20 protein-coding genes are annotated in these 25,649 nt (G+C 67.8%); 17 read left to right on the forward strand and 3 right to left on the reverse strand.

The window, feature by feature from the left end; genetic code table 11:
• Positions 1-30: 30 nt before the first annotated feature.
• The 12 genes from ACYVGI_RS16210 to ACYVGI_RS16265 all read left to right on the forward strand — a co-directional run bounded on the left by ACYVGI_RS16210 (position 31) and on the right by ACYVGI_RS16265 (position 15,014).
• Positions 31-612, forward strand: a complete 582-nt coding sequence (locus tag ACYVGI_RS16210) for an isochorismatase family protein (RefSeq protein WP_460633811.1) — start codon at positions 31-33, stop codon at positions 610-612.
• Between the two features lie 66 nt (positions 613-678).
• Complete coding sequence (locus ACYVGI_RS16215; protein WP_460633623.1) at positions 679-1,857, forward strand: hypothetical protein; 1,179 nt, start codon at positions 679-681, stop codon at positions 1,855-1,857.
• Positions 1,858-1,994: 137 nt separating this feature from the next.
• A complete protein-coding gene (locus tag ACYVGI_RS16220) occupies positions 1,995-4,232 on the forward strand; it encodes an MMPL family transporter (RefSeq protein WP_460633624.1) in 2,238 nt (745 codons plus the stop codon).
• A gap of 189 nt (positions 4,233-4,421) precedes the next feature.
• The gene (locus ACYVGI_RS16225; protein ID WP_460633625.1) at positions 4,422-7,316 is read left to right on the forward strand and encodes an Ig-like domain-containing protein; all 2,895 of its coding nucleotides are present in this window, start codon (positions 4,422-4,424) and stop codon (positions 7,314-7,316) included.
• A gap of 525 nt (positions 7,317-7,841) precedes the next feature.
• The gene (locus ACYVGI_RS16230; protein WP_460633626.1) at positions 7,842-8,873 is read left to right on the forward strand and encodes a thiamine pyrophosphate-dependent enzyme; all 1,032 of its coding nucleotides are present in this window, start codon (positions 7,842-7,844) and stop codon (positions 8,871-8,873) included.
• Positions 8,866-9,870, forward strand: coding sequence for an alpha-ketoacid dehydrogenase subunit beta (locus ACYVGI_RS16235; protein WP_460633627.1), 1,005 nt, complete (start codon positions 8,866-8,868; stop codon positions 9,868-9,870). Before ACYVGI_RS16230 ends, ACYVGI_RS16235 begins: the two co-directional genes overlap by 8 nt.
• Positions 9,863-10,186, forward strand: a complete 324-nt coding sequence (locus ACYVGI_RS16240) for a biotin/lipoyl-containing protein (protein ID WP_460633628.1) — start codon at positions 9,863-9,865, stop codon at positions 10,184-10,186. Before ACYVGI_RS16235 ends, ACYVGI_RS16240 begins: the two co-directional genes overlap by 8 nt.
• 5 nt (positions 10,187-10,191) lie before the next feature.
• Complete coding sequence (locus ACYVGI_RS16245) at positions 10,192-10,953, forward strand: alpha/beta fold hydrolase (protein WP_460633629.1); 762 nt, start codon at positions 10,192-10,194, stop codon at positions 10,951-10,953.
• Between the two features lie 49 nt (positions 10,954-11,002).
• Complete coding sequence (locus ACYVGI_RS16250) at positions 11,003-11,491, forward strand: Lrp/AsnC family transcriptional regulator (RefSeq protein ID WP_460633630.1); 489 nt, start codon at positions 11,003-11,005, stop codon at positions 11,489-11,491.
• Positions 11,492-11,570: 79 nt separating this feature from the next.
• Entirely contained in the window at positions 11,571-13,037 is a 1,467-nt protein-coding gene (locus tag ACYVGI_RS16255; protein ID WP_460633631.1) for an NAD-dependent succinate-semialdehyde dehydrogenase, read from the forward strand.
• 4 nt (positions 13,038-13,041) lie between these two features.
• Positions 13,042-14,226, forward strand: coding sequence for a thiolase family protein (locus ACYVGI_RS16260; protein ID WP_460633812.1), 1,185 nt, complete (start codon positions 13,042-13,044; stop codon positions 14,224-14,226).
• Between the two features lie 26 nt (positions 14,227-14,252).
• Entirely contained in the window at positions 14,253-15,014 is a 762-nt protein-coding gene (locus ACYVGI_RS16265) for a 3-hydroxyacyl-CoA dehydrogenase (protein WP_460633632.1), read from the forward strand.
• A 116-nt stretch (positions 15,015-15,130) separates the two neighbouring features.
• Here ACYVGI_RS16265 and ACYVGI_RS16270 read toward each other — a convergent pair whose 3' ends face one another.
• The gene (locus ACYVGI_RS16270) at positions 15,131-16,573 is read right to left on the reverse strand and encodes a helix-turn-helix domain-containing protein (protein ID WP_460633633.1); all 1,443 of its coding nucleotides are present in this window, start codon (positions 16,571-16,573) and stop codon (positions 15,131-15,133) included.
• A gap of 114 nt (positions 16,574-16,687) precedes the next feature.
• Between ACYVGI_RS16270 and ACYVGI_RS16275 the strand changes: the two genes are divergently transcribed.
• Entirely contained in the window at positions 16,688-18,523 is a 1,836-nt protein-coding gene (locus ACYVGI_RS16275) for a phosphoenolpyruvate carboxykinase (GTP) (protein ID WP_460633634.1), read from the forward strand.
• Positions 18,524-18,640: 117 nt separating this feature from the next.
• Here the strand turns inward: ACYVGI_RS16275 and ACYVGI_RS16280 are convergent, their stop codons facing one another.
• Positions 18,641-20,656: an ABC transporter ATP-binding protein gene (locus ACYVGI_RS16280; protein WP_460633635.1), complete on the reverse strand. Its 2,016-nt coding sequence runs from the start codon at positions 20,654-20,656 to the stop codon at positions 18,641-18,643.
• A 213-nt stretch (positions 20,657-20,869) separates the two neighbouring features.
• Here ACYVGI_RS16280 and ACYVGI_RS16285 point away from each other — a divergent pair, with 213 nt between their 5' ends.
• The 3 genes from ACYVGI_RS16285 to ACYVGI_RS16295 are packed head-to-tail and all read left to right on the forward strand — an operon-like array spanning position 20,870 to position 23,477.
• Positions 20,870-21,796: an ABC transporter ATP-binding protein gene (locus ACYVGI_RS16285; RefSeq protein WP_460633636.1), complete on the forward strand. Its 927-nt coding sequence runs from the start codon at positions 20,870-20,872 to the stop codon at positions 21,794-21,796.
• Positions 21,793-22,635, forward strand: coding sequence for an ABC transporter permease (locus ACYVGI_RS16290; RefSeq protein ID WP_460633637.1), 843 nt, complete (start codon positions 21,793-21,795; stop codon positions 22,633-22,635). The genes ACYVGI_RS16285 and ACYVGI_RS16290 overlap by 4 nt, the downstream gene beginning before the upstream one ends.
• Before the next feature lie 20 nt (positions 22,636-22,655).
• Complete coding sequence (locus tag ACYVGI_RS16295) at positions 22,656-23,477, forward strand: ABC transporter permease (protein WP_460633813.1); 822 nt, start codon at positions 22,656-22,658, stop codon at positions 23,475-23,477.
• A 70-nt stretch (positions 23,478-23,547) separates the two neighbouring features.
• Here the strand turns inward: ACYVGI_RS16295 and ACYVGI_RS16300 are convergent, their stop codons facing one another.
• Positions 23,548-24,930, reverse strand: coding sequence for an MFS transporter (locus tag ACYVGI_RS16300; RefSeq protein ID WP_460633638.1), 1,383 nt, complete (start codon positions 24,928-24,930; stop codon positions 23,548-23,550).
• Positions 24,931-25,119: 189 nt separating this feature from the next.
• On the opposite strand from ACYVGI_RS16300, the gene ACYVGI_RS16305 reads away from it, so the two are divergent.
• Positions 25,120-25,614, forward strand: a complete 495-nt coding sequence (locus tag ACYVGI_RS16305; RefSeq protein WP_460633639.1) for a DUF2269 family protein — start codon at positions 25,120-25,122, stop codon at positions 25,612-25,614.
• Positions 25,615-25,649 lie beyond the last annotated feature (35 nt).

Raw genomic sequence — 25,649 nt, forward strand, 5'->3', positions numbered from 1 at the left:
CGGACTCTCCAACCAGTGACGGAGGCGACCATGGGCAAGGCCCTGTTCATCATCGACGTGCAGAACGACTTCACCGAGGGCGGAGCGCTCGGAGTCGAGGGAGGGGCGGCGGTCGCCGCCGGCATCAGCCGCTACCTCGCCGCCCACGCCGGTGAGTACTCGGAGGTCTTCGCGAGTCGCGACTGGCACGACGCGGACAACGACAACGGCGGCCACTTCGCCACGGATGCGGCCCCCGACTTCGTGAGCACCTGGCCGCGCCACTGTGTCGCGGGCACGACCGGCGCCGACTACCATCCCGCCCTCGACACCTCCGCGGTGACCTTCCACATCCGCAAGGGCCAGGGCGTACCCGCGTACTCGATCTTCGAGGGCCACACCGAAGCCGGTTCGAGCGTGCACAACCTGCTCGACGAGCACGGCATCGACCAGATCGACGTGGTCGGCATCGCCACCGACTACTGCGTGCGCGCGTCGGCACTGGATGCGCTCGGTCACGGCCAGCGGGTCCGCGTGCTCACCGACCTGGTCGCGGGCGTCGCACCTGAGTCCTCGGAGGCGGCACTGGCAGAGCTGGCGCACGCAGGGGCGGAGCTTGTCGTAGCAGGCTGATTGTATTTCAAATCCTTGATGCTTTTGGAGTAGTGTGTACGCTGCTGTCCAAAAGATTGAGGGAACATGAACGACTCCGCCGAAACACCGACCGGGGCTGCTCCGGCCGGTGAGAACGAGGCGCACGCGGCGAATGCGGGCGACGTGCCGCCGCAGCCCGCTCCGGCGCCGTACCCGGCGCTGCCTGTCGGTGCCGCCCCGGTTGGTGCCGCCCCGGTTGGTGCCGCCCCGGTTGGTGCCGCCGCTGTCAGTGCCGCCCAGGTCGGTGTTTCGGCGAAGTCCAAGAAGGTCCTCGTCTGGATCATCGCCGCCGCCGCCGCCTTCCTGGTGCTCGCGATCGGAGCCATCGTCACCGTCGTCCTGCTCGTGAACGCGGCCGGTGGCACGGGCGGCGCCAAGGACGTTGCGCAGCAGTACCTCGCCGCCATCGCGAAAGGCGACGCCAAGGCCGCCAACGCGCTCGGGCGCGTCGACACCGCGGACGAGAACAACGTGCTTCTCTCGAATGCCGTGCTGTCGAAGGCCACGCGCATCAGTGCCCCGAACGTGAAGAGGTTCGTCGAGGGCGCTTCGTCAGAGCTCACCAGGGTCGAGGTGGCCTACAAGCTCGACGGCAAGGGCTTCACGGGCTGGCTGGAGGTCGAGCGCGACGAAGACGGGTGGTTCGTGGCGCAGGGGCTCGAGTACCAGGTCCCGACGCTTCCGTACGACGTCGATGCCTTCCGAATCGCGGGCGTCAACAGTGCGCTGGATGCGAGCGACAGAGGCCGCGTCGCCTACCCCGGCGTCTACACGTTGCTGCCGCCGAACGAGTTCTTCGAGCTGTCCGGCGACACGAAGATGTTGGTGTCGCGCGACTACCGTCCGATCAAGAAGCTCGAACTCGTGCCAAGCGAGAAGTACGTCGCCGCGGTCCAGAAGGAGCTCAACGCCCAGATCGACGCGTGCGCGGCGAAGACCGTGTTCTCCGAGATCGAGGACTGCGGGCTGAATCTCGGCTTTCCGATCACCGTTCGTTCGAGCGAGGCCGCCGTCGTGGTCACGGTCGCCGAGTACCCGGTCGTCTCCGCTGCCGACACGAGCGACTACTACGAGTTCTCGGTCGACGGCGGTGCGATGTCGGCCGTCGCCAGCGGTCCGGATTACCGCGGCAATCCGGCGACGGAGGACATCACCGCCGAGCTGACCTCCTACGGGATGAAGGTCGGACTGGAGGGCGGCAAGGTCGTCGTCACGCTTCGCTGAGCCGAGACCGGAACTCGAGGCCGTGCCACCATGGGTGGCACGGCCTCGGTCGTTGACGAGGCGGTCCGCGCTGGCGCGGTCCACGTTATGCACGCTAAGCTGATTACTAACTTGGCTAGCTAATCTCGGAGGCGCACATGAAGACCCGATCCGACTGGACTCCGGCCCGCTGGCTGCGGATCGTGCTTCCCGCCGTGGTCATCGTGATCTGGCTGATCGCTGCGGGCGTGGGCGGACCGACCTTCGGGAAGCTCTCTTCCGTCTCCGAGAACGGCCAGGCCGCCTTTTTGCCCGCCAGCGCCGAGTCCACCGAGGTGCAGGACTGGCAGAAGACGTTCACCGACTCGAACGCGATCCCCGCGATCGTCGTCGTGCAGTCGGACACGAGCATCCCGTCGTCGGCGCTCCCTGACTATGCCGCGCTCGGCGTGAAGCTCGGCGAGGTCGACGGTGTGCAGCAGCCGGAGGGGGATGCGCAGACCAGCGTCGCGGGACCGATCCCGTCGGAGGACGGCAAGGCCGTCGAGTTCATCGTCCCGATCACCGACTCCGACAACGTCAAGACGGTCGTCGCCGACCTTCGAACCGTCGTCGCGGACAACCTGCCGGACGGCACGCAGGGCTGGGTGACAGGTCCGGCCGGGCTCACCGCCGACCTGGTCAACGCGTTCGGCGGAATCGACGGCATCCTGCTGCTGGTGGCCGTCGGCGCCGTCTTCGTGATCCTCCTGCTCGTCTACCGGTCTCTCGTGCTGCCGTTCCTCGTGCTGTTCACCTCGATCTTCGCCCTGTGCGCGGCGATCCTCGTCGTCTACCTGTTCGCACTGTGGGGCTGGATCAAGCTGAGCGGACAGAGCCAGGGCATCCTGTCGATCCTGGTGATCGGCGCTGCCACCGACTACTCGCTGCTGCTCGTCGCCCGCTACCGGGAATCGCTCGAACACGTCGAGTCCAGGTGGGCGGCCATCGGGCGCGCCTGGCGCGCCGCCTGGGAGCCGATCGCCGCCTCCGGCGCGACGGTGATCCTGGCGCTGCTGTGCCTGCTGTTCTCCGACCTCAACTCGAACAAGAGCCTCGGGCCCATCGCGGCCATCGGCATCGTGTTCTCGCTCCTGTCCGCGCTCACTCTGCTGCCGATGCTGCTCGTGGTGTTCGGCCGTGCGGCGTTCTGGCCGTTCCGCCCGAAGTTCGTCGGCGAGCGGGCTGTCGAGCACAAGCACGCCGACGGTGTGCGCATCGCGGGGCTCGAAGGCATCGGCGGCCTCTGGCGCAGGGTCGGCACGCTCATCGCGCGGCGACCGCGGGTCACCTGGGTGGTGGCGCTCGTGCTGCTCGTGGCGTGCGCGGCCGGGGTGACGCAGCTCAAGGCGAACGGGGTGCAGCAGACCGACGTGGTGCTCACACAGTCGGACGCGGTCGACGGCCAGAAGATCGTGGCGAAGCACTTCGACGCCGGCTCCGGCAGCCCGGTCCTCGTCGTCGCGAAGGAGAGCGACGCGGATGCGGTGCTCGCCGCTGTCAAGGGAACGGACGGCATCGCGACGGCGACCATCTACACCGGGAACACTCGTCCATCATCCACCGGCCAATCGCCCACGACGCAGGCGCCGACGACGGAGGCGCCGGAACCGATCGTCAAGGACGGCCGCGTCCTCATCAACGCGACCCTCTCGTCGGAGGCCGACTCCGCCGCGGCGGAGCAGACGGTTCGCGACCTCCGCGAGACCCTCCCGAAGACCGACCCGTCGGTGCTGGTCGGCGGCGTGACCGCCATCGCCCTCGACACCAACGACACCGCGCAGAGCGACCTGATCAAGATCATCCCGATCGTGCTGGCGGTGATCCTGGTGATCCTGATGCTGCTGCTCCGCTCGATCCTCGCGCCGCTGCTGCTCATCGCGAGTGTGGTGCTGTCATACGCGGCGGCTCTCGGGGTCTCGGCGCTCGTCTTCAACCACCTCTTCCGTTTCCCGGGGGCGGACGCGTCGGTCCCGCTGTTCGGGTTCGTCTTCCTGGTGGCGCTGGGCGTCGACTACAACATCTTCCTAATGACGCGGGTGCGGGAGGAATCCATGCGCATCGGCACGAGGCCGGGCATCCTGCGGGGTCTCGGCGTGACGGGCAGCGTCATCACCTCAGCCGGTGTCGTGCTCGCCGCGACGTTCGCCGCGCTCGGCGTCATCCCGATCCTGTTCCTGGTGCAGATCGCGTTCATCGTCGCCTTCGGTGTGCTGCTCGACACGGTGATCGTGCGCTCGCTGCTGGTGCCGGCGGCGGCGTACGACATCGGCCGGGCGATCTGGTGGCCGTCGAAGCTGTGGCGGGATGCGTCGCACGAGGAGCGGCGCGGGGCGCGCGCGGCAAGAACCCTGTAAAAAATATTGGATCTAGAACCATAGCGGTTGAAATTTCGATAAGATCGACCAGTCCTTATCGACTGTGGGAGGTCCAGAGTGCGTCATCGCATACCGATTTTTGCGTTCACTTTTGGACTGATTTCGGCCGTGATAGTGGCGTCCGTACCCGCCTCAGCGTCGCCGTCTGCGCACCCCGATGCGGTCGCCATGGCGACGGTGAACCCCGATTCGCGTTCAGGCTTTTCGGTGGCCAAGCCCGCGCTCGACGAGACGATCGAGACGCCGATCCCTTCGTTCGGGGGCCGGGGCGAGCCGGGAGCGACCGTGGAAGTTGCGGGAAACAGCGGTCGAGTCTACGCCTGGGCCGTTGTGGACGAGCAAGGTGACTGGGTAGCGAGTTCCACGCTGTCTCTCGACGTTGGTAAATATGTCGCTACGGCAAGGCACGCGCTGGGAGGCATTCTGACTTCCGCGCCGATTCGGTACGAAGTTGTCTTACCGACGACGCTCCATATCTTGGAGCCCGCGCTCGACTCTGTGGTTTCCACGAGTTCCCCTGTCTTTGCCGGCGCGGGCGTTCCTGGTGCAAGCATCGAGATCCGCGGCAACAGTGGCCGCACGCTCGCCGCGACGGAGGTTCTCGGCGATGGTACGTGGGCCGTACGCTCGGCCGTAGCGCTTGGTGACGGGCCGTACATTGCCTCCGCAACACAGATCGAGACCGGTCGCAGATCGTCTGTCCCGATTCGGTACTCGATTGATTCAGCGCTCGCGTCCAACCTGAACGACGCTCGCTCGCTCGTTTCTGCCTCGGGTACCGCGAGCCTTGCGCGAGACCTTGCAGCGCGCACCTATCCGAACGGTGTGAGCAAAGCAGTTGTCGTGGCAAACGACGCTCAGCTGATCGCCGAGGCAGCGCCCATCGCGGAGACGTCGGGTGCCGCACTTGTCATTGCAGACTCGATGGTCGAAACGGCAGGAACGCGCGCGCAGCTGTCGCGACTCGGAGTGACCGACATTGTGCTGTATGGCGTGTTCTCGGACGTGTTCAAGGCTGGGCTGGGGGCGAGCGCGATCTCTCTCCATGTTTCGGGCACGACACCCTTCAAGCGGACAACGCAGGCGGCCGGCGCCTTGCCTCGCCGTAGCCTAGTGGTCGGTTCAACTGCTGTTGCCAACTCTGTCCAGCTCGGCTCATCGCTGGCGATTCTCGCCGGTTCCATTTACGTGGTCCTGTCAGGCGACGAGTCCGAAACGGAGATTCGCGACTTCTTTGCATCGCGGGGCGACTACCTCATCACGATTGTGGGTGATGAGGCCACACTTCCGATCCATCTGTTGCCTGCGCTCGACAAAGAGCTCTACGCGCTGACGAGCCCTGCGGATGCTACGAAGGCAAGCCTCAACGTCGCGCTCGACTATGTCCGAGAGGGTGCGCGCGGCAGTTCACTCTGGACGGCGCCGATCGATCAGCCTGGCGCTAGAGCAATCGCGGAACTCGCTGCCAAGCGCTTGGGAGCGGCGTTCGCCCCCGCGGGCGCGACCGGAGTCGCCTCGAACCAGGGCGCAGCGCAACAATATGCGTCCGCTTGGGCATCCGAGCTGAGTTCGGTCGTGTTGGCTGGTGTCGACGTTACTGACACGCAGTTGGACCGAGTCATCGCCGGAACGGCACTGACCCGTGATTCTGCACCCCAGTGGACAGTAAAGGATGTGCGCCTCGAGGCGACAACATACACGTACGAGCTCTTGCCGAGACCCGGTGCAGTGACCTACAAGGCGCTGACGATCAACGGTGAAACGGTTGCTACCTCGTCGTCCACGACGCTAACTGTTCCGGGCCTGCCGGGAACAGTTACAGCTATCGCCGCCTTCGACGCTGCGGGCAAAGAAGTTGACAGTATGCCGACCCGCATCAATCAGTATCAAGAAGAGGAAGACCGAGCTTCTGCGCTTGTCGCGACCGTCCGAGACGGAGGAAGGCACCACCTCAACTGGCTCGGCGGAAGCAAGGTGCCCCGGATGCTCACACGTTATGCCATCGACATCTTCGCTGACGATCCGATGAACCCGACCGGGAATCCTTCGACGGCTGAAATCATCGCGATAACGTGCGAAGCCGCTTTCACCACGGCTCCACAAGACATGACTAAACAGTGGGTGTATCAAGTCGAGACGCTCGCTACGACCAGTCATAGCTGTGGCGGGGATCGTTCGCAGGTCGCAAGCGGGTCCGGCTCTGGAATTAGCATTCCTCTTCTGAAATGGCCGGACTTCGCTGCTCGGATGTCTCCACAGGCGCTGGCGACTGTGCCGCTTCCTGGTTTGACCGTCGCTGACATGGCGTTGGGAGCTGCTGCAGAGAACGCGCGCGTCACAGAGCAGGCGGAAGTCGCCGACGTAGTGAACGATTCGGCGAAGGCGATAGTCGCCGAGGCAGATGATGCCTTCTTCGAAGGCGACAAGAACGCGGCGCGCGCGCATACCGAAGCAAAGAGCCAAACAAGAGGTCCGGGAGACGACATGGCGATCATGCGCGTCTTCTACACGCAGGACATCCCCGAACGTTACGTACCATTCCCGCTGCCTTCGGGCGACCTTGGGAGGCCAGCCACAGCGTTCGGGGGAGATCATCGAGATTGGTGGGACCTGTGGGGATCCAATCGCGCGTGGAACATGTCGGAGGTGCACTTCGGCTCAGGCGCGAAAATCCTCAACTACCGCGAGATGGGCACGACTCACAAATACAAGTGCAGCCCGCTGATAACGTCATGTATCGAAACGGAATCGGCGACGGAACATATCTCCGGAATTGGGTCGGTGGTGCAGGCGGGGGAGACGCGAGCAGTCGTAGGGCAGTTTGTGACTGCGAAAAATCCCTTGGTGTCCATTGCGCCGCCGATTGACGGTGTGGCGTACTGGGACCTCAAGCGCGGTGGCTCAAGTGTCAAAGCTCAACACGACATGATGCCCCGGCATCAGCTCTGGTACGGCAACGCATGGGCTCAGGCGTGGCTTGCCTGGCAGAGCCCATGGCACGCACTGCCGTGTCTGTACGGTGCTCCAGCTCGGTGTATCGCCAACGTCAACGTCGCGATCTAGGCAACCGCGACCAATGGTCGACCACGTCCAATTCGCGCAATACCCGCCGCGTTCGCCAAGCCTGCTCGGGGTTCTAGGACTCAGCTTTTCTCTGCAGTCCGCAGCGGGGCTGGTACTGCTGTGGGCTGTCGTGTGGCTTCCGGTTTATCTCTTCAGGAACATGTATGTGCTGTTCCTCTACCCTGTCGTCTTTGTCGTGTGGGCTGGTTGCATGGGTTTGGCGCTGATCGGACTCATTCTTTCCCTCTTTTCCTTCGGTCAACCCCACGCACGCGCCCGCGGAGCCGGATGGGCGGTAGGGGGTGTCGTGACATCACTGTTCCTTTTGTGCACCTCGTGGGCTGCGTTTGTCTTTGGGGGTGCACCACTCGGCTCGATCGGGGAGCTCTAGCCTATGCATCAATTCACACCGAGGATCGGACAATCTGCACACTGGTAGCCGCGGAACTATTGTCATATTAGACAGGTTGAGCAGCGCACGCTGTGCGTGTTGCTCACCGCATCCGCCCCTGCGAGAGTGGCGGTATGACCTTGACCACTCCCGAGAGCGCCGTCGGCGCGCGCGGCGACGATGTCGCGCTTCTTCGGCGGCTGTATCGCACGATGGTGACCGTGCGGCGGCTCGACCTCGATGGCGTCGCCATGCAGCGGCAGGGCATCGTGCCCGGCTACGCGCCGATGCGGGGGCAGGAGGCCGCCCAGGTGGGCAGTGCGGCCGCCCTCGATCTGGCGCGCGACTTCGCCTTCCCCACCTACCGTGAGCTGGGCGTGGCGGTCACGATGGGCGTCGATCCCGTCGCCTACCTGGCCTCGCACCAGGGGGCGTGGCACGGCGGCATGTGGGATGCGGCGGCCGCGCGGCTCGCGCCGATCAACGCCGTCGTCGGCGGTGCCGTCACGCACGCTGTCGGCTGGGCGCTCGGTGCCAAGCTGGACCGCAATGGCGGATGCGCGATCGCCTACTTCGGCGACGGCGCCAGTTCGCAGGGCGACATCCACGAGGCCATGAACACCGCGGGCGTCTCGCAACTGCCCGTCGTGTTCTTCTGCCAGAACAACGGCTGGGCGATCTCCGTGCCGACCAGCAAGCAGGTTGCAGGCGGCTCGGTCGCCGCGCGCGCGGCAGGCTATGGGATGCACGGGGTGCGCATCGACGGAAACGACGTCGTCGCCGTCTACGAGGCCACCCTCGACGCCCTTGACCGTGCCCGCGACGGCGGCGGCCCGACCGTGATCGAGGCCATGACGTACCGGCTCGGCCCGCACTCCACCTCCGACGCCCCCGGGCGATACCGCAGCCTGGACGAGGAGCAGAGCTGGCTCGCCCGCGATCCGCTCTCCCTCTGCGAGGAGCGGCTGCGCGCAACGGGGACGGTCGGCGACGACTTCTTCGCCGAGGTGTCCGACACCGCCAACGCGCTCACCGAGCGGGTTCGCGCGGATGTCGCAGCGCTCGGCGGACGGCCGGGCGAGGAGATGTTCGATTTCGTGTTCGCCGACGCGCCGGCGGCGCTGCTCGGGCAGAAGCGGGCGTGGGAGGAGTCACGACATGGCTGAGGTCATCGCTCAGGTCAGCACGATGCAGCGGGCGCTGAACCGCGCGCTGGACGACGCCCTGGCAGCCGACGACCGCACCCTCGTCTTCGGCGAGGACGTCGGAAAGCTGGGCGGCGTGTTCCGTGTCACGGACGGCCTGCATGCCAAGTACGGCGACGACCGCGTCTTCGACACCACGCTCGCTGAGTCCGGGATCATGGGGATGGCGGTCGGTCTCGCGATGGCGGGCTGGCGTCCGGTGCCGGAGATCCAGTTCGACGGGTTCTCATACCCGGCCATCGACCAGATCGTCAACCAGGTCGCAAGGATGCACTACCGCAGCCGCGGAGCGTTCGACATGCCGATCACGCTGCGGCTGCCCAGCTTCGGCGGCATCCGCGCGCCGGAGCACCACGGGGAGAGCCTGGAGGCGCTGTTCGCGCACGTCCCAGGGCTCAAGGTGGTCTCACCCTCCACGCCCGCCGAGGCGTACACCCTGCTCCGTCAGGCCATCGACGACCAGGACCCCGTGATCTTCCTCGAGCCGAAGTCGCGCTACTGGCACAAGGCAGCCATGGACGAAGCCGAGCTGTCCGAGCGGCTGCCGGTCGGCGCATCCAGAGTCGTCAGGCAGGGCAAGCACGTCACGCTCGTGGCCTGGGGCGCGATGGTCGCTCGCTGCCTGCAGGCGGCAGAGCTCGGCGCGGAGGACGGCGTGGAGATCGAGGTGGTCGACCTGCGCTGGCTGAAGCCGATCGACGCGGACGGGCTCGCCGCATCCGTCGCCAAGACCAAGCGTGCTGTGGTCGTGCACGAGGCACCGCTGACTGCCGGGCTCGGCGCAGAGGTCAGCACGCTCATCACCGAGCGCTGCTTCGGCGACCTGCGCGCACCTGTGCAGCGGGTCACCGGGTGGGACGTTCCGTACCCGTCCCCGGTGCTCGAAGACGAGTACCTGCCGAGCATCGACCGCATCCTGGAAGCCGTACAGAAGACGTTGGAGTATCGCCGTGGCTGAGATCACGTTCGCCCTTCCCGACTTGGGGGAGGGCCTGCAGGAAGCGACCGTGCTGGAGTGGCTGGTAGCCGAGGGCGACTTCGTCGAGCGGAACGCTCCGCTCGTCGAGGTCGAGACGACGAAGTCGGCCGTCGAGCTGCCGTCACCGCAGGCGGGGACCGTCGCACGGTTCCACGCGGCAGAAGGCGAATCGCTCGAAGTGGGAGCGTCGCTCATCACGTTCACGATCGACGACGACACCGCGGGTATCGTCGGCACCGTGCCCGTCGAGAAGGCGCCAGTGCGCCGCGTGCGCCTGCAACTGCCGGAGGACTGACCCGCATGAGCACCACCCGAACCGCCACCACCGCCGACGGGATGCGCATCGCATACGAGCGTCACCCGGGAGACGACCCCGTGCTCCTCGTCCACGGCTTCGCCACCACAGGGGCCCTCACCTGGGAGGCCACGGGGTGGGTGCGCGCGCTCGCCGAAGCCGGCCGCGGCGCCATCGTTCCCGATCTGCGCGGCCACGGCGGCAGCTCGGCTCCCCACGATCCGGCAGAGTACTCTCCGCAGCTCCTGGCCGGCGACCTGCTCTCCGTCCTGGATGCGGAAGGGGCCGACCGCGTCGACGTCGTCGGATACTCGATGGGGAGCTGGGTGACGCTCGCGCTCGTCGGGATCGCGCCAGACCGCATCCACCGGGCGGTCGTGGGCGGCATCGGCACGGTCGAGCAGTTCGCCCGCTGGGGGGTGGATGCGGTCCGCTCCGCCCTGCTGGACAGCGCGGAGTCCGTGCCGCCGGAGTCGCCGCTCGCCCCGCTGCTGTCGTCGCTGCGGCAGGCGCCAGGGGTCGACACGGCGGCGCTCGCGGCGTGCGTGGCCGGGATGGCCGCGCATCCCCTTCCACTGGCGTCGAGCGTGCCCACCATGCTCGTCGTCGGAGACGTCGACCCGGTGACGGACGGCCGGGAGGAGGCGGCGGCCGCGCTCGGCGCCGAACTGGTCGTGCTGCCCCGCAGAAACCATGTCACGACCCTGAGCGCTCGGGCCTTCAAGCAGGCTGCTCTGCCTTTCCTGGGAACCGTCGTCAGCGTGTAGGTGTTCGCGCATCCTGGTCGTACGATGTGCGAGGACCGAAGGAGGCCGGATGTCGATCGACAAGCTGGATGCCGAGCTGATCGCACTGCTCACGGCTGAGCCTCGTCTCGGCGTCTTCGAAGCGTCCAGGCGGCTCGGCGTCGCGCGCGGCACCGTGCAGGCGCGGCTCGACCGACTGCAGCGCTCCGGCGTGGTCAAGGACTTCGCGCCGACCATCGACAGCGAACGGCTCGGCTATCCGGTGACGGCGTTCGTGACGGCGGAGATCGCCCAGGGTGACAGGGATGTGACGGTCGTCTCCCATTTGAGCGAGATCCCGGAGGTGCTCGAAGTGCACACCATCACCGGCGCCGGCGACCTCATGATCCGCGCCGTCGCGAGATCCAACGCCGACCTGCAGCGGGTGATCGACCGCATCGTCAGCGATCCGGGGATCACGCGCACCTCGACGGTGATCGCGCTGGCAACGAAGATCGACCATCGGGCGGTGCCGCTCGTGCTGGCGTCGGTGGACGAGCGGCCGACGCCGGTGGAGTGACGGCCGAGACGGAGTGACGGCCGAGACGGAGCGACGGCCGAGACGGAGCGAAGACGGATACGACATGGGAGAGGCGAGCATGAACGAGCAGGAACTGCTGTCGAAGGTGCCGGGTACGCTGTACATCGGCGGCGAATGGGTGGACGGCTCGTCGGGGAGGACCATCGCGGTCACCGACCCGGCAACCGGGGACACCATCAAGACCATCGCCGATGCGTCCGAGGAGGACGGCGCCGCAGCGCTGGATGCGGCGGTCGCCGCCGCAGACGCGTGGGCGGCGACTGCGCCCCGGGCGAGAGGCGAGATCCTGCGGAAGGCGTTCGACCTGCTGCAGGAGCGCCGGGACGAGTTCGCACTGCTGATGACGCTGGAGATGGGCAAGCCGCTGGCGGAGGCGAACGGTGAGGTGACATACGGCGGCGAGTTCCTGCGCTGGTTCAGCGAGGAGGCCGTGCGCATCTCCGGCCGGTATGCCACCAGCCCGGAAGGCACGGGGCGGATGATCGTCTCGCAGCATCCGGTCGGGCCGTGCTTCCTGATCACGCCGTGGAACTTCCCGCTGGCGATGGCGACCCGCAAGATCGCTCCGGCGCTCGCCGCCGGATGCACCGTGGTGGTGAAACCCGCCGCCCTCACCCCGCTGACCACGCTGTACTTCGCCAAGCTCCTGGAGGACGCCGGGCTGCCCGGCGGCGTGGTGAACGTGATCACCACCTCCAGATCGGGGAAGGTGTCCGGGCCGATCATCGCCGACCCGCGTCTCCGGAAGCTGTCGTTCACGGGGTCGACGGAGGTCGGCCGCTCGCTGCTGAAGCAGTCGGCGCAGAATGTGCTGCGCACCTCGATGGAGCTCGGCGGCAACGCGCCGTTCGTCGTCTTCGAGGACGCCGACCTCGACAAGGCGGTCGACGGTGCGATGCTCGCGAAGTTCCGCAACATCGGCGAGGCGTGCACGGCGGCCAACCGGTTCATCGTGCACGAGTCCGTCGCCGACGAGTTCGCCTCGCGTGTCGCGGAGCGCGTACGCGGAATGCGGGTCGGCCGCGGCACGGAGGAGGGGGTCACGATCGGGCCGCTGATCGATCAGGATGCGGTCGACAAGGCCGCAACGCTGCTGGAGGATGCGGTCTCCCGCGGCGCGACGGTGCTCGCAGGCGGTGCGCGCATCCCGGGTGCCGGCACGTTCTTCGAACCGACAGTGGTCACGGATGTCGCCGCAGGCAGCGACATCCTGCGCGAGGAGATCTTCGGACCCGTGCTGTCGATCGTGCGCTTCCGCGACGAGGACGAGGCGGTGCGCATCGCCAACGACACCGAGTTCGGGCTGGTGTCATACGTGTTCACGAAAGACCTCGCCCGCGGGCAGCGGATGATCGAGCGGCTGCAGACCGGGATGATGGGGCTCAACGTCGGCGTCGTCTCCAACGCGGCTGCACCGTTCGGCGGGGTGAAGCAGTCCGGGCTCGGCCGCGAGGGCGGCCTGGAGGGCATCCACGAGTACCTCTCCACGAAATACACGCTCACCCCCGATCCGTTCGGAGCCTGACATGGTGACAGAGGCGGTCATCGTCGATGTGATCCGCACCCCGTCCGGCCGCGGGAAGCCGGGCGGCGCGCTGTCGGACATCCACCCGGCCGACCTGCTCGCCGGCGTGCTGGCCGAGCTCGTGCACCGCAACGGGCTCGACCCGGCGCTCGTCGACGACGTGATCGGCGGATGCGTCACCCAGGCGGGAGAGCAGGCGGGCAACATCACCAGGACCGCCGTGCTCAGCGCAGGCTTCCCGGAGAGCGTGCCCGCCGTGACGATCGACAGGCAGTGCGGGTCGAGCCAGCAGGCGGCGGCGTTCGCCGCGCAGGGCGTCATCGCGGGCGCATACGACATCGCGATCGCCTGCGGGGTGGAGTCGATGAGCCGCGCGCCGATGGGATCGAACGTCGCGGGCGCATCCGTCGGGGGAGCGCTGCTGAACCGCCGCTACCCTGACGGGCTCGTGAACCAGGGGGTGTCCGCCGAGCTCATCGCCGAGCAGTGGGGATTCGAGCGGACCGAGCTCGACGACTTCGCGGCGCGGTCGCACGCGCTCGCCGCGGAGGCCGCCGCTTCCGGAGCGTTCGACCGCGAGCTCGTGCCCGTGCCGACGCCGGACAGCGGAAGCGTCACGGCGGACGAGACGATCAGGGCGGCCACGACCGCGGAGGCGCTCGCCGGGTTGAAGCCGTCGTTCCGCACGGACGAGCTGGCCGTGCGCTTCCCGCAACTCGACTGGCGGATCACCCCGGGGAACTCGTCCCCGCTCACGGATGGCGCATCGGCGGCGCTGATCATGAGCGCCGAGGCAGCCGCGCGGCTCGGCCTGCGGGCGAGGGCCCGGTTCCACAGCTTCGCCGTGGCAGGGAGCGACCCGCTGCTGATGCTCACCGGGGTGCTTCCCGCCACGCGGAAGGTGCTCGACAGGAGCGGGCTGCGGCTGGACGAGATCGACGCGTACGAGGTCAACGAGGCGTTCGCGCCCATCCCGTTGCTGTGGCAGCGCGAGTTCGACACCGATCCGGCCAAGCTCAACCCGCACGGCGGCGCCATCGCGCTCGGGCACGCGCTCGGCTCGTCAGGCACCAGGCTGCTGGCCACGCTGCTGAGCGAGCTCGAAGCGTCGGGAGGCCGCTTCGGCCTGCAGACCATGTGCGAAGGCGGAGGGACCGCCAACGCGACCATCATCGAAGTCCTCCGCTGAACGCGGCCTTCAGGAAGGAAACCACCATGCAGCTCGACGGATGCTCTGCCATCGTCACCGGGGCAGCGAGCGGCCTCGGGAACGCCACCGCCCGCGCACTCACCGAGGCGGGCGCGCACGTCGTCGTCCTCGATCTGCCCAGCTCCGAGGGGGAGAAGGCGGCGACGGCGCTCGGACCGACAGCGCGGTTCGTCGCGGCAGACGTGGCGAACGAGGATCAGGTGCAGGCGGCGGTCGACGTCGCTGCGTCGCTCGGCCCGCTGCGCGTCGTGGTCAACTGTGCGGGGATCGCGACAGCGGCCAAAGTGCTCGGGCGTGACGGTGTGCTTCCGCTGGAACAGTTCGAGCGGGTGATCAGGGTGAACCTGATCGGCACGTTCAACGTCGTGCGGCTGGCCGGTGCGGCGATGGTGCAGACCGAAGCAGTGGGGGAGGAGCGGGGCGTGATCGTCAACACGGCCTCCGTCGCGGCGTTCGACGGGCAGATCGGCCAGTCGGCGTACTCGGCGTCGAAGGGCGGGGTCGCGGCCATGACGCTGCCGCTCGCGCGCGAGTTCGCCCGTGACCTCATCCGGGTGGTCACGATCGCGCCCGGCATCTTCGAGACGCCGATGATGGCCGGGCTTCCGCAGGCGGCTCAGGACTCGCTCGCGGCGCAGGTGCCGCATCCCTCCCGTCTCGGCAAGCCCGCGGAGTACGCCGCCCTGGCGCTCCACATCGTGCAGAACCCCATGCTCAACGGCGAGACCATCCGTCTCGACGGCGCCATCCGTATGCAGCCCCGCTGACCCGTCCCCGCTCGCCCCGTCCCGTCCGGCTCCCAAGCAATCGAGCCCAGGGTTTTTCACCTTATTTCGCGCGGTTAGGGTGAAAAACCCTGGGCTCGATTGCTTGGGGGAGGCGGTCAGGAGGCGGAGTGGGTCTCGAGGAAGGTGTAGACGTCGGAGTCGTCGACACCGGGGAACGAGCCGGAGGGCAGCGGCGACAGGATGTGCGCGTGCAGGCGCGCGCTCGGCCACGCCTGACCGGCCCAGCGGGTCGCGAGCCCCGCCGGCGGCCGCTTGCAGCACGACTCGTCCGGGCAGTGCGACTCCGCCCGCGCTGCCGTCTCTCGGCCGCGGAACCACTTCGCCTGGTCGAACGGCACCCCGACGCTGATCGAGAATCCGCCCGCCGAGGTCGTGCCGGTCTGCGTCGCGCACCAGTACGTTCCGGCCGGAGTGTCCGTGTACTGGTACATCTCCGTCGTGCGGTTGGTGTGCGTGAACGCGGAGCGCGCGCCCCACTTGCGGCAGACGATCTGCCCCTCGATCGACCCGGTCACATCGGTCGGGAGCGGGAGGCCGTCGTTCTCGTAGCCCTTGTACAGCGCGCCGTCGTCGCCGACGCGCAGGAAGTGCAGCGTCATGTCGAGGTGCGTCGTCGCCAGGTTGGTCAGGCGCAGCGCCGCCGCCTCGTGGGTGACGCCGAACGCGTCCCGGAAGTCTTCGACGGCGATGTCCCTGTCCTGCTTGGCCTGCGCGAGGAAGCCGACCGCCGCATCCCTGGGCATCAGGCAGCTCGCTGCGAAGTAGTTGATCTCCAGCCGCTGCCGCAGGAAGTCGGCGTAGCTCTGGGGGCGCTCGTGGCCGAGCAGCCGGTGCGCCATGGCCTGCAACGCCATCGAGCGCAGGCCGTGCCCGCCGGGGATGCTCGCAGGTGGCAGGTAGATGCGCCCGTTCGCGAGGTCGGTGATGGAGCGGGCAGAGTGCGGAAGGTCGTTGACGTAGATCAGGTCGAAGCCGAGCTGCTCCGCCATGATGCTGACCTCGCGGTGCGTGAGCGCGCCGTGCGTGTGGCCTGAGGCGCGCACGCGTTCCTCCGCCAGCGTCTCGATCTCCGGGATGTAGTTGTTCTGCGCGCGCATCCGCTCGCGCAGTTCCGTGTTGGCGCGGCGGGCCTCCTCCGGCGTCGCGATGGCTTCGGATGCGCGTCTGCTGAGCTCCCTGTGCATCCCGACCAGTGCTTCGAGGGTCTCGGTCGGCGTGCCCTTCGTCGGCTTGACGGCCGGCAGCCCGAGCGAGCCGTAGAGGCTGCCGCGCTGCGCCCTGGCGAGTTCGATCTCGAGGGCCGCACGAGCATCCGGGGGCTCTGCGGAGAGCAGATCCGCGAGCTGAACGCCGAGCGCGCCCGCGAGGGTGGTCAGCAGCGTGATGCGCGGCTCGCGCTTGCCGTTCTCGATCAGTGAGAGCTGGCTCGCGGCGACCCCGGCCGCTGCGCCGAGTTCGTCGAGTGTGAGCCCGCGCTGACTGCGGAAGTGCCGGATGCGGTGGCCGAGTGTCGTCACATCGGCGGTCGACTGCTCCATCTCTTCACGATAGCGAAAGAATCGCAGTTCTTTCCAGCACTTTTCTTGAGATTAACCCCGAAATCTCTCGGATGCTTGATTCACACCCAAACTTTCTACCGAGAGGACTCCGGAATGACACTCGCCGAGCTCCCGCTCTCCGATCTCGATGACCAGCCGGACGGCCTGGACGCCCTGCGCGCCTGGGTCGCCGACATCGCCGCCATCACTCAGCCGGACGACGTCGTCTGGTGCGACGGCTCCCTCGCCGAGTCCGACCGGCTCACCAAGCAGCTCGTCGCCGAGGGCAAGCTCATCCGGCTGAACCCGGAGTGGCGTCCCAACAGCTTCCTGGCCCGCACCGACCCTGGCGACGTTGCCAGGGTCGAGGACCGCACCTTCATCTGCTCTGTCGACGAGACGGATGCCGGCCCCACCAACAACTGGCGCGAGCCGGAGGGGATGCGCGCAGAGTTGCGCGAGGTCTTCACCGGCAGTATGCGTGGCCGCACCATGTACGTCGTGCCGTTCTCGATGGGTCCGGTCGGCGGCCCGATCTCGCAGGTCGGCGTGCAGCTCACCGACTCGGCGTACGTCGCCGTCAGCCTCGGGATGATGACCCGCGTCACCTCCACGGTCCTCACCCTCATCGAGGCAGGCCAGCCGTGGGTCGCCACCGTGCACAGCGTCGGTGCGCCCCTCGTGGATGCGCACGGGATCCGCCACGACGACGTCGCCTGGCCGTGCAACGAGACCAAGTACATCGTGCAGTTCCCCGAGACCAGGGAGATCTGGTCGTACGGTTCCGGCTACGGGGGCAACGCGATCCTCGCCAAGAAGTGCTTCGCGCTGCGCATCGCCTCGGTGATGGCGCGCGACGAGGGCTGGCTCGCTGAGCACATGCTCATCGTCAAGGTCACGTCTCCCGAGGGCCGCGCGTTCCACATCGCTGCGGCGTTCCCATCCGCGTGCGGCAAGACGAACCTCGCGATGCTGCGCCCGAGCATCCCGGGCTGGACGGTGGAGACGGTCGGCGACGACATCGCCTGGCTGCGTCAGGGGCCGGACGGCCGTCTGCGCGCGATCAACCCGGAGGCCGGGTTCTTCGGCGTCGCTCCCGGCACGGGGCCCGCCACGAACGCCACGGCGGTCGACACGCTGTGGGGCAACACGATCTTCACGAACGTCGCGCTGCGCGACGACGGCGACGTGTGGTGGGAGGGGCTCACCGAGGAGCCGCCTGCGCACCTCATCGACTGGCGCGGGGAGGACTGGACGCCGGAGAGCGGACGTCCCGCCGCGCATCCGAACTCACGGTTCACGGTGTCGGCGGCGCAATGCCCGGCCATCTCGGACGACTGGGACGCCTTCGACGGCGTGCCGATCGACGCGATCCTGTTCGGTGGGCGCCGGGCGACCAACGTGCCGCTGGTCGCGCAGTCCCGCGACTGGAACCACGGCGTCTTCCTCGGCGCGACCATCTCGTCCGAGCAGACCGCTGCGGCAGAGGGTACGGTCGGCGAGCTTCGCCGCGACCCGTTCGCGATGCTGCCGTTCTGCGGATACAACATGGCCGACTACTGGGGCCACTGGCTGAAGATGGGCGAGAAGCTCGGGGCGAACGCTCCGGCCATCTTCCAGGTCAACTGGTTCCGCAAGGGCGATGGCGGCCGGTTCCTCTGGCCGGGCTTCAGCGAGAACGCACGCGTGATCGAGTGGATCGTCCGCCGCGTCGAGGGCAACGCGGGGGCAGTGGATGCGCCGATCGGCCGTCTGCCGATCGCCGCCGAGCTCGACCTGGACGGCCTCGACCTCCCAGACGCCGACGTCGATGCGCTGTTCGACGTGGACCGGGAGTCCTGGCTGGCCGAGTGCGACCTCACCGAGGAGTTCTTCTCCCGCTTCGGCGACCGTGTGCCGGCGGCGCTGCGCGCCGAGCTCGCCTCGCTCCGCTACCACCTGCGCGACTGACCATCCCTCTGGCGTCGCTCCGAGACCCCCGCGCCTGACCGCGGGAACCGATCGAGTCCGGACTTCTTCACACCGCTCCCCGGCGTGTCTCGTGAAGAAGTCCGGGCTCGATTCTCTTTAGACGAGGAGCTGGTGCTTGGCGAGGTCGCGGTAGAGCGGAGTGGAGACCACCAGCTCGGAGTGCGTGCCCGTGTTGAGGACGCGGCCGTGGTCGAGCACCACGATCTGGTCGGAGTCGACCACGGTCGAGAGCCGGTGGGCGATGACGATGAGCGTCCTGTCCTCGGCGACGGCATCGATCGCCTCGCGCATCAACTGCTCGTTGCGGCCGTCGAGGCTGGACGTGGACTCGTCCAGCAACAGCACGGGCGGGGCGGCCAGCAGCGCACGCCCGATGGCGAGACGCTGCCGCTCGCCTCCGGACAGCATGATGCCGTCTTCGCCGACCGGCGCATCCAGGCCCTTGTCGTCGCGTTCGAGCACCTCGGTGAGGTTGACGGCGTGCAGCACCTCGATGCACTCGGCATCCGTCGCGTCCGGCGCAGCCAGTTTGAGGTTGTCGCGGAGCGAACCGGCGAGCACGGGGGCGTCCTGCTCCACGTAGCCGATCTGGCCGCGCAGCGCCGCGCGGTCGAGAGTTCGCACGTCGAGGCCGCCGAAGCGCACTTCGCCGCCTGTCGGGTCGTAGAACCGCTCGATCAGAGCAAGGATGGTCGACTTGCCGGCGCCGGACGGACCGACGAGCGCGGTGCGCTTGCCCCTGGGGGCTGCGAAGCTGACGCCGTGCAGCACACCGGCCTGCCGGTGCCTGCCGGAGCCGGAGCCGGTGCCGTCGCCGGTGCCGTCGCCGTCGCCGTCTGCGTCGCCCCGGCCGGCCGCGACCTCCGCCTCCGCGACGATGTCGGTTCCGCCCATCGCTTCGAACGCCAGCCGTTCCATGCTGGCGCTGCCCTCGGCGCCTTCGCCCTCGCCCGGCGACGGCTCCGCCGTGACCGACGAGTCTGGGTAGGAGAAGTGCACGTCCGCGAACTCGATCGCCGGCGCATCCGGTGCCAGGCCCTCGTTGGCAGCGCCGATGGTCATGGCGAGCGGCGCGATCTCGCGGTCGTGCTCGTCCTCCGACGGCAGGTCGATGATCTCCTGGATGCGCCCGAGTGCGCCGAGCGCGGAGTTGACGGCCGTGACCGCGCCGAACGCCTGTCCGAGCGGCAGGATCATCATGAACAGGAACAGGATGAACGCCACCAGGTTCGCCACGGTGATCGCACCGCTCGCCACCCGGAAGCCGCCCACACCCAGCACGACCAGGAACGACACCTGCATCGCGATGCCGGCGACGGGGACGACGAGCGCCGAGATCTTCGCGACCTTGATGCCCATCTTCCACGCCCCGGTGGCGTCGGCGTCGATCGCCGCGATCTCGCGCTCCGTCGCGTTGGCGGCGCGGATCGTGCGCACCGAGCTGATCGCCCGCTCGACCGACGCGGCGAGGTCGCCGACCTTGGTCTGCGCCTGCTGGCTGGCCACCCGGATGCGCCCGGATAGCAGGGTGACGACCACGATGGACACCGCGATCACCAGCACCGTCAGCCCGAGCAGCACCGGGTCGATGATGAGCATGGCGATGAGCGCGCCGACGAAGGTGAGCGCGCCGCCGATGGCCTCGACGAGGCCCTGCGTCAGCACCGCGCGCAGCAGGGTGGTGTCCGAGCCGACGCGGGACACCAGGTCGCCCGTGCGCCTGGTGTCGAACTCGCTGATCGGGAGGTTCAGCATCCTGGCCACCAGGCGGCGGCGCGAGGAGAGCACGACGCCCTCTCCCGTGCGCTGCAGCAGGTAGTGCTGGTAGCCGGAGATCAGAGCGGAGACGACCACCAGGACCACCAGCAGCCAGACCAGGCCGCCGAGAGGCTGCTGCTTGCCGACGACGTCGATCACCTGGCTGACCAGCAGCGGCTGGGCCAGGCTCGCGGCCGCGCCGAGCACGCTGAGCACGATGACGACGCTCAGCACCGCCTTGTGCTCGAACAGGTAGGGCAGGAGCTGGCTGAACTTCGCGCGGGGACCGTCGTCTCCGTCTGTGCCCGGTCGGCCGAAGCGTCGGCGCGGTCGGCTGGTCTGTTCGGTGGTCATGACTGTCTCGTTCGTCTGGGTTCGTGTGGGTTGGTCTGGGTTCGTCGTCTCGCGAGTTTTCGCATCCCGTGCCGCTGCTCAGGATGCGCGGTGCCGGAATGCTACTTCGACCGTACTTCCTGCGAACTGCGTGTTCACCCAGTTCTGGTATCTCGTCGAGTCGATCCACGGCACGCGCGCCGATGTCGGAGGATCGGTCTACCCTGATGAACTATGCCAGCGCCTGTCATCACCGCGAACAACCTCGTCAAGAAGTACAAGGAGTTCGCCGCCGTCAACGGGATCAGCTTCGAAGTGGCTCCGGGGGAGTCGTTCGGGCTGCTCGGCCCGAACGGCGCAGGAAAGTCCACCACGATGCGGATGGTCGGCGCCGTGTCGACGCGCACGGGCGGCGAGCTGAGCATCCTCGGCCTCGACCCGAACAGCCACGGGCCGGAGATCCGCTCGCAGCTCGGCGTCGTGCCGCAGGCCGACAACCTCGACACAGAGCTGCGCGTGCGCGACAACCTGATCGTCTACGGCCGCTACTTCGGACTGCCGGGCGCGCGCGTGCGCAAACGGGCGGACGAACTGCTCGCGTTCGCGCAGCTCGAAGACAAGGCCAAGGCCAAGGTCGACGACCTCTCCGGCGGCATGAAGCGCCGCCTCACCATCGCCAGGGCGCTCATCAACGACCCGCGCATCCTGCTGCTGGACGAACCGACCACGGGCCTCGACCCGCAGGCCAGGCACATCCTCTGGGACCGGCTGTTCCGGCTCAAGGAGCAGGGCACGACGCTGGTGCTCACCACCCACTACATGGATGAGGCCGAGCAGCTCTGCGACCGCCTCGTCGTGGTCGACAAGGGCACGATCATGGCCGAGGGGTCACCGGCCGCGCTCATCAGGGAGTACTCCTCGCGCGAGGTGCTGGAGGTGCGGTTCGGTTCCGAGCGCAACAGCGAGGTCGCCGAGGGGCTCGACGGCGTCGGCGAACGCATCGAGGTGCTGCCCGACCGCATCCTGGTCTACAGCGACGACGGAGAGGCCGAGCTGGTGCGCATCGCCGAGCGCGGCCTGCACCCCATCACGAGCCTGGTGCGCCGGTCGAGCCTGGAGGACGTCTTCCTGCGCCTCACCGGCAGGAGCCTGATCGAATGAGTGCGACAGACACCGCTCCGGATGCGCGGGCCGCCATCGCCGCGGCGGTCCGGCCGCGCAGGTTCGGGGCATGGTACGTCGCCGAGCACCGCTTCCGGGTGATGCGCTCCTACCTGCAGACGGTGCTGATGACCGCACTCGGGTACCCCCTGCTCTATCTGTTCGCGATGGGCGTCGGCCTCGGCAGCCTGGTCAGCAAGAACCTGGGGGAGCAGGGCGTCGAGGGCGTCAGCTACCTCGCGTTCGTCGCCCCGGCGCTGCTGTGCACGGCCGCGGTGACGATCGCGAGCGAGGAGTTCACCTATCCGGTGATGCTCGGTTTCAAGTGGAACCCGACCTTCTACGGCATGAACGCCGCGCCGATCTCGGCCGGGCAGATCATCGACGGCCTGGTGATCTCCGTGGTCGCCCGGCTGCTCACGGCCAGCGTCATCTACTACGTCGTGATGCTGCTGTTCGGCGCGGTGCCGCTGCCCACGGGGTTCCTCGCCATCCCGGTGGCGGTGCTCGCCGGGGTCGCCTTCGGGGTGCCGGTGATGACCTACGTGGCCACCCTGGAACAGGACACCGGGCAGCTCGCCCTGGTGATGCGCTTCGTGCTGCTGCCGATGACGCTGTTCTCCGGCACGTTCTTCCCGCTCACTGCGATGCCGCCCTTCCTGCAGTGGATCGGCTGGCTGTCTCCGCTGTGGCACGCGTCCGAGCTGGCCCGCGTGTTCACCTACGGCATGGCCGAGCCGCTCTGGCTGACGGTCACCCACGTTCTGTATCTGGCTGCGCTGTTCGTCGTGTTCTGGATGTGGACGCGCAGGATCGCGGCGAGGAGGCTGAACAAGTGAGCGGCGCAGGCCGGACCCAGATCGACGACCGCCTCGTCGCCACCGTCGCGCACGGCAGGCCGCTGCGCGCGCTCTACGCCGGGAACGCATCCAGTGTCATGCAGCGCGGCTGGCTCGCCACCCGCAGCACCAACTGGCTCGTCGTGGTCTCCGGCTTCTTCGAGCCGATCTTCTACTTGCTGTCCCTCGGCGTCGGCCTGGGCGAGATGGTCGGCGTCGTCACCACCTCGTCCGGCCAGGAGGTGTCGTACGCGGCGTTCATCGCGCCGGCCCTGCTGGCGACGGCGGCGATGAACGGCGCGGTCTACGACTCCACCTGGAACGTGTTCTTCAAGATGCACTTCGCGAAGCTCTACGAGGGGATGCTGTCGACCTCGCTCGGGCCGCTCGACGTGGCCCTCGGCGAGATCCTGCTCGCGCTGGCCCGCGGGGCACTCTACGCCATCGGCTTCATGCTGGTGATGCAGGTGCTCGGGCTCAACCTGTCGTGGTGGGCGATCCTCGCGCTGCCCGCCGTGCTGCTCATCGCGTTCGGGTTTGCCAGCTTCGGGATGGGCCTCACCAGCTACATGAAGACCTTCCAGCAAATGGACTGGATCAACTTCGTCATGCTGCCGATGTTCCTGCTTTCCGCAACGTTCTACCCGCTGAGCGTCTACCCGCCGGCGATCCAGGTGGTCATCCAGGCGCTCCCGCTCTGGCACGGCGTCGAACTCGTCCGAGACCTGACCACGGGGGCAGTGGATGCGGGACTCCTCTGGCACGTGCTGTACTTCGCCGTGATGATCGTGCTGGGCCTCATCCTCACCACGCGGCGGCTGCGCGCGCTGTTCCTGGACTAGCGCGCCACCGCTCGTGCGAAAGGCGCGGTCCGGGCATCCCGGACCGCGCCTTTCACACGAGTCGTGTGCCCTAGAAGTCGATGTCCTTCGTCTCCTTGCTGAGGAACAGCGCGATGAGGGTGAGGACGCCGGCGCCGGACAGGTAGATGCCCACCCAGAGGGTTGAACCGTGCGCGATGGTCCACAGCCAGACCGCGATGGTCGGGGCCACGGCCGCGCCGAGCACGCTGGACAGGTTGTAGCTGATCGCGGAGCCCGTGTAGCGCACGTTGGTCGGGAACAACTCCGGCAGCTCGGCGCCCATCGGCCCGAAGGTCAGCCCCATCAGCGTGAAGCCGACGATGAGCAGCGCCATCGTGCCGACGAAGCCGCCGCCGAAGAGCGGGACGAACAGCAGGCCGAAGACGATGATGCCGAGCGTCACCCAGATCAGCGTCTTGCGGCGCCCGAAGCGCTCGGCGAGCGGTCCGGCGACCAGGGTGAAGACACCGAAGAACACGACACCGATGATGAGCATGATCAGGAACTCGTTGCGGGTGTATCCGAGACCGGGCACGAACGTGCTCGGGTCGAACGTCTTGCCCGCCTTCTCGGCGGCGGCGCGGGCCGTGGCCTCCGTGGCGGCCGTGGTGCCATAGGTGAGGGTGAACGCGGTCATCAGGTAGAACAGCACGTAGGTGGCCAGCATGATGAACGTGCCGAGGATGATCTGGTACCAGCTCGTCTTGAACACGCGGGCCAGCGGCAGCTTGGCCACGTCACCGGTGTCGACGACCTTCTGGAACGCCGGGGTCTCCACCAGCTTGAGCCGCACGTACAGGCCGACGATCACCAGGATGGCGCTGAGCAGGAACGGCACGCGCCAGCCCCACGCGCTGAACGCCTCCTGACTCATCGACAGGTTGAGCGCCAGGAACAGCAGATTGGCGATGATGAAGCCGATCGGTGCGCCGAGCTGCGGGAACGTGCCGTAGATCGCGCGCTTGCCTGCCGGGGCGTTCTCCGTCGCCAGCAATGCCGCGCCGCTCCACTCTCCGCCGAGCCCGAGACCCTGGCAGAACCGCATCACGACGAGGAGGAACGGCGCCCAGAACTCCCAGCCGGGCACCTGCGCGGTGGGCAGGCAGCCGATGAGGACGGTCGCGATGCCCATCGTGAGCAGCGAGCCCACGAGCGTGCCCTTGCGGCCGATCCGGTCGCCGAAGTGGCCGAACAGGATCGACCCGACCGGGCGGGCGATGAACGCGACGCCGAAGACGGCGAACGATGCGAGGAGCGCCGTGGTCGGGTCTTCGTTCGTGAAGAACAGTGCGGGGAACACAAGAACCGCGGCGGTCGCGTAGACGTAGAAGTCGTAGAACTCGATCGAGGTGCCGATGAGGCTGGCGAGGATGACACGACCGCGCGTGTTCGCTGGTGCGGCTGGTGGGGTGACGGAGGCCGTCGAAGACATGGAGGTACTACTTCCGGGGTGCGTGACGAACAGAGGACGATGCTGGTGGATGCGGGCGTCGGTCGGGCGTCTCGCGAACTCGTGAGCAGAAATGGTGTGGATGCGGCGCTTGTGGCGCCCCTCCACCATACGTCGGCGGCGCGACCGGCTCGAATCCGCGTGGATGCGGCCGGTCGCTACGCTGGGGGCATGGATACTCTGTTCGCAGTTCTGCACGTCGTGTCGGCCGTCTTCATCGTCGGTCCGATGGCCATCCTCCCGATGACCGCGATGCGCGCCGTCCGCGCAGGCAACTCCGCGCAGGTGGCAACGCTGGCGAAGTCGACCAACCTCTTCTCGCTGCTTTCGCTGCTCGTGATCGTGTTCGGCTTCGGTGTGATGGGGATGTCCGACCCGAAGTACAAGACCACCGTGACGACGCCCTGGATCCTGTGGTCGATCATCGCCTACGTCATCGCGCTCGGCCTGACCCTGTTCGTCGTGGTGCCCGCGATGAAGCGAGCCGCCGAGGCGCTGGAGACCCGCAGCGCATCCGGCGCCGCCGCCGCGGTCGCGGCAGGCCAGACCCCGGCAGGAGAAGCCGCCGACCTGTCGTCGCGCGGCTACCCGGCCATCGCCGCAGGCTCCGGCGTCGCATCGCTCCTGCTGGTGCTCGTGGTGGTGCTGATGGTCTGGAAGCCGTAGCGGCGATCCACAGGACAGACCGATGGCCCCGTTCC

The organism is Leifsonia lichenia (assembly GCF_054780215.1).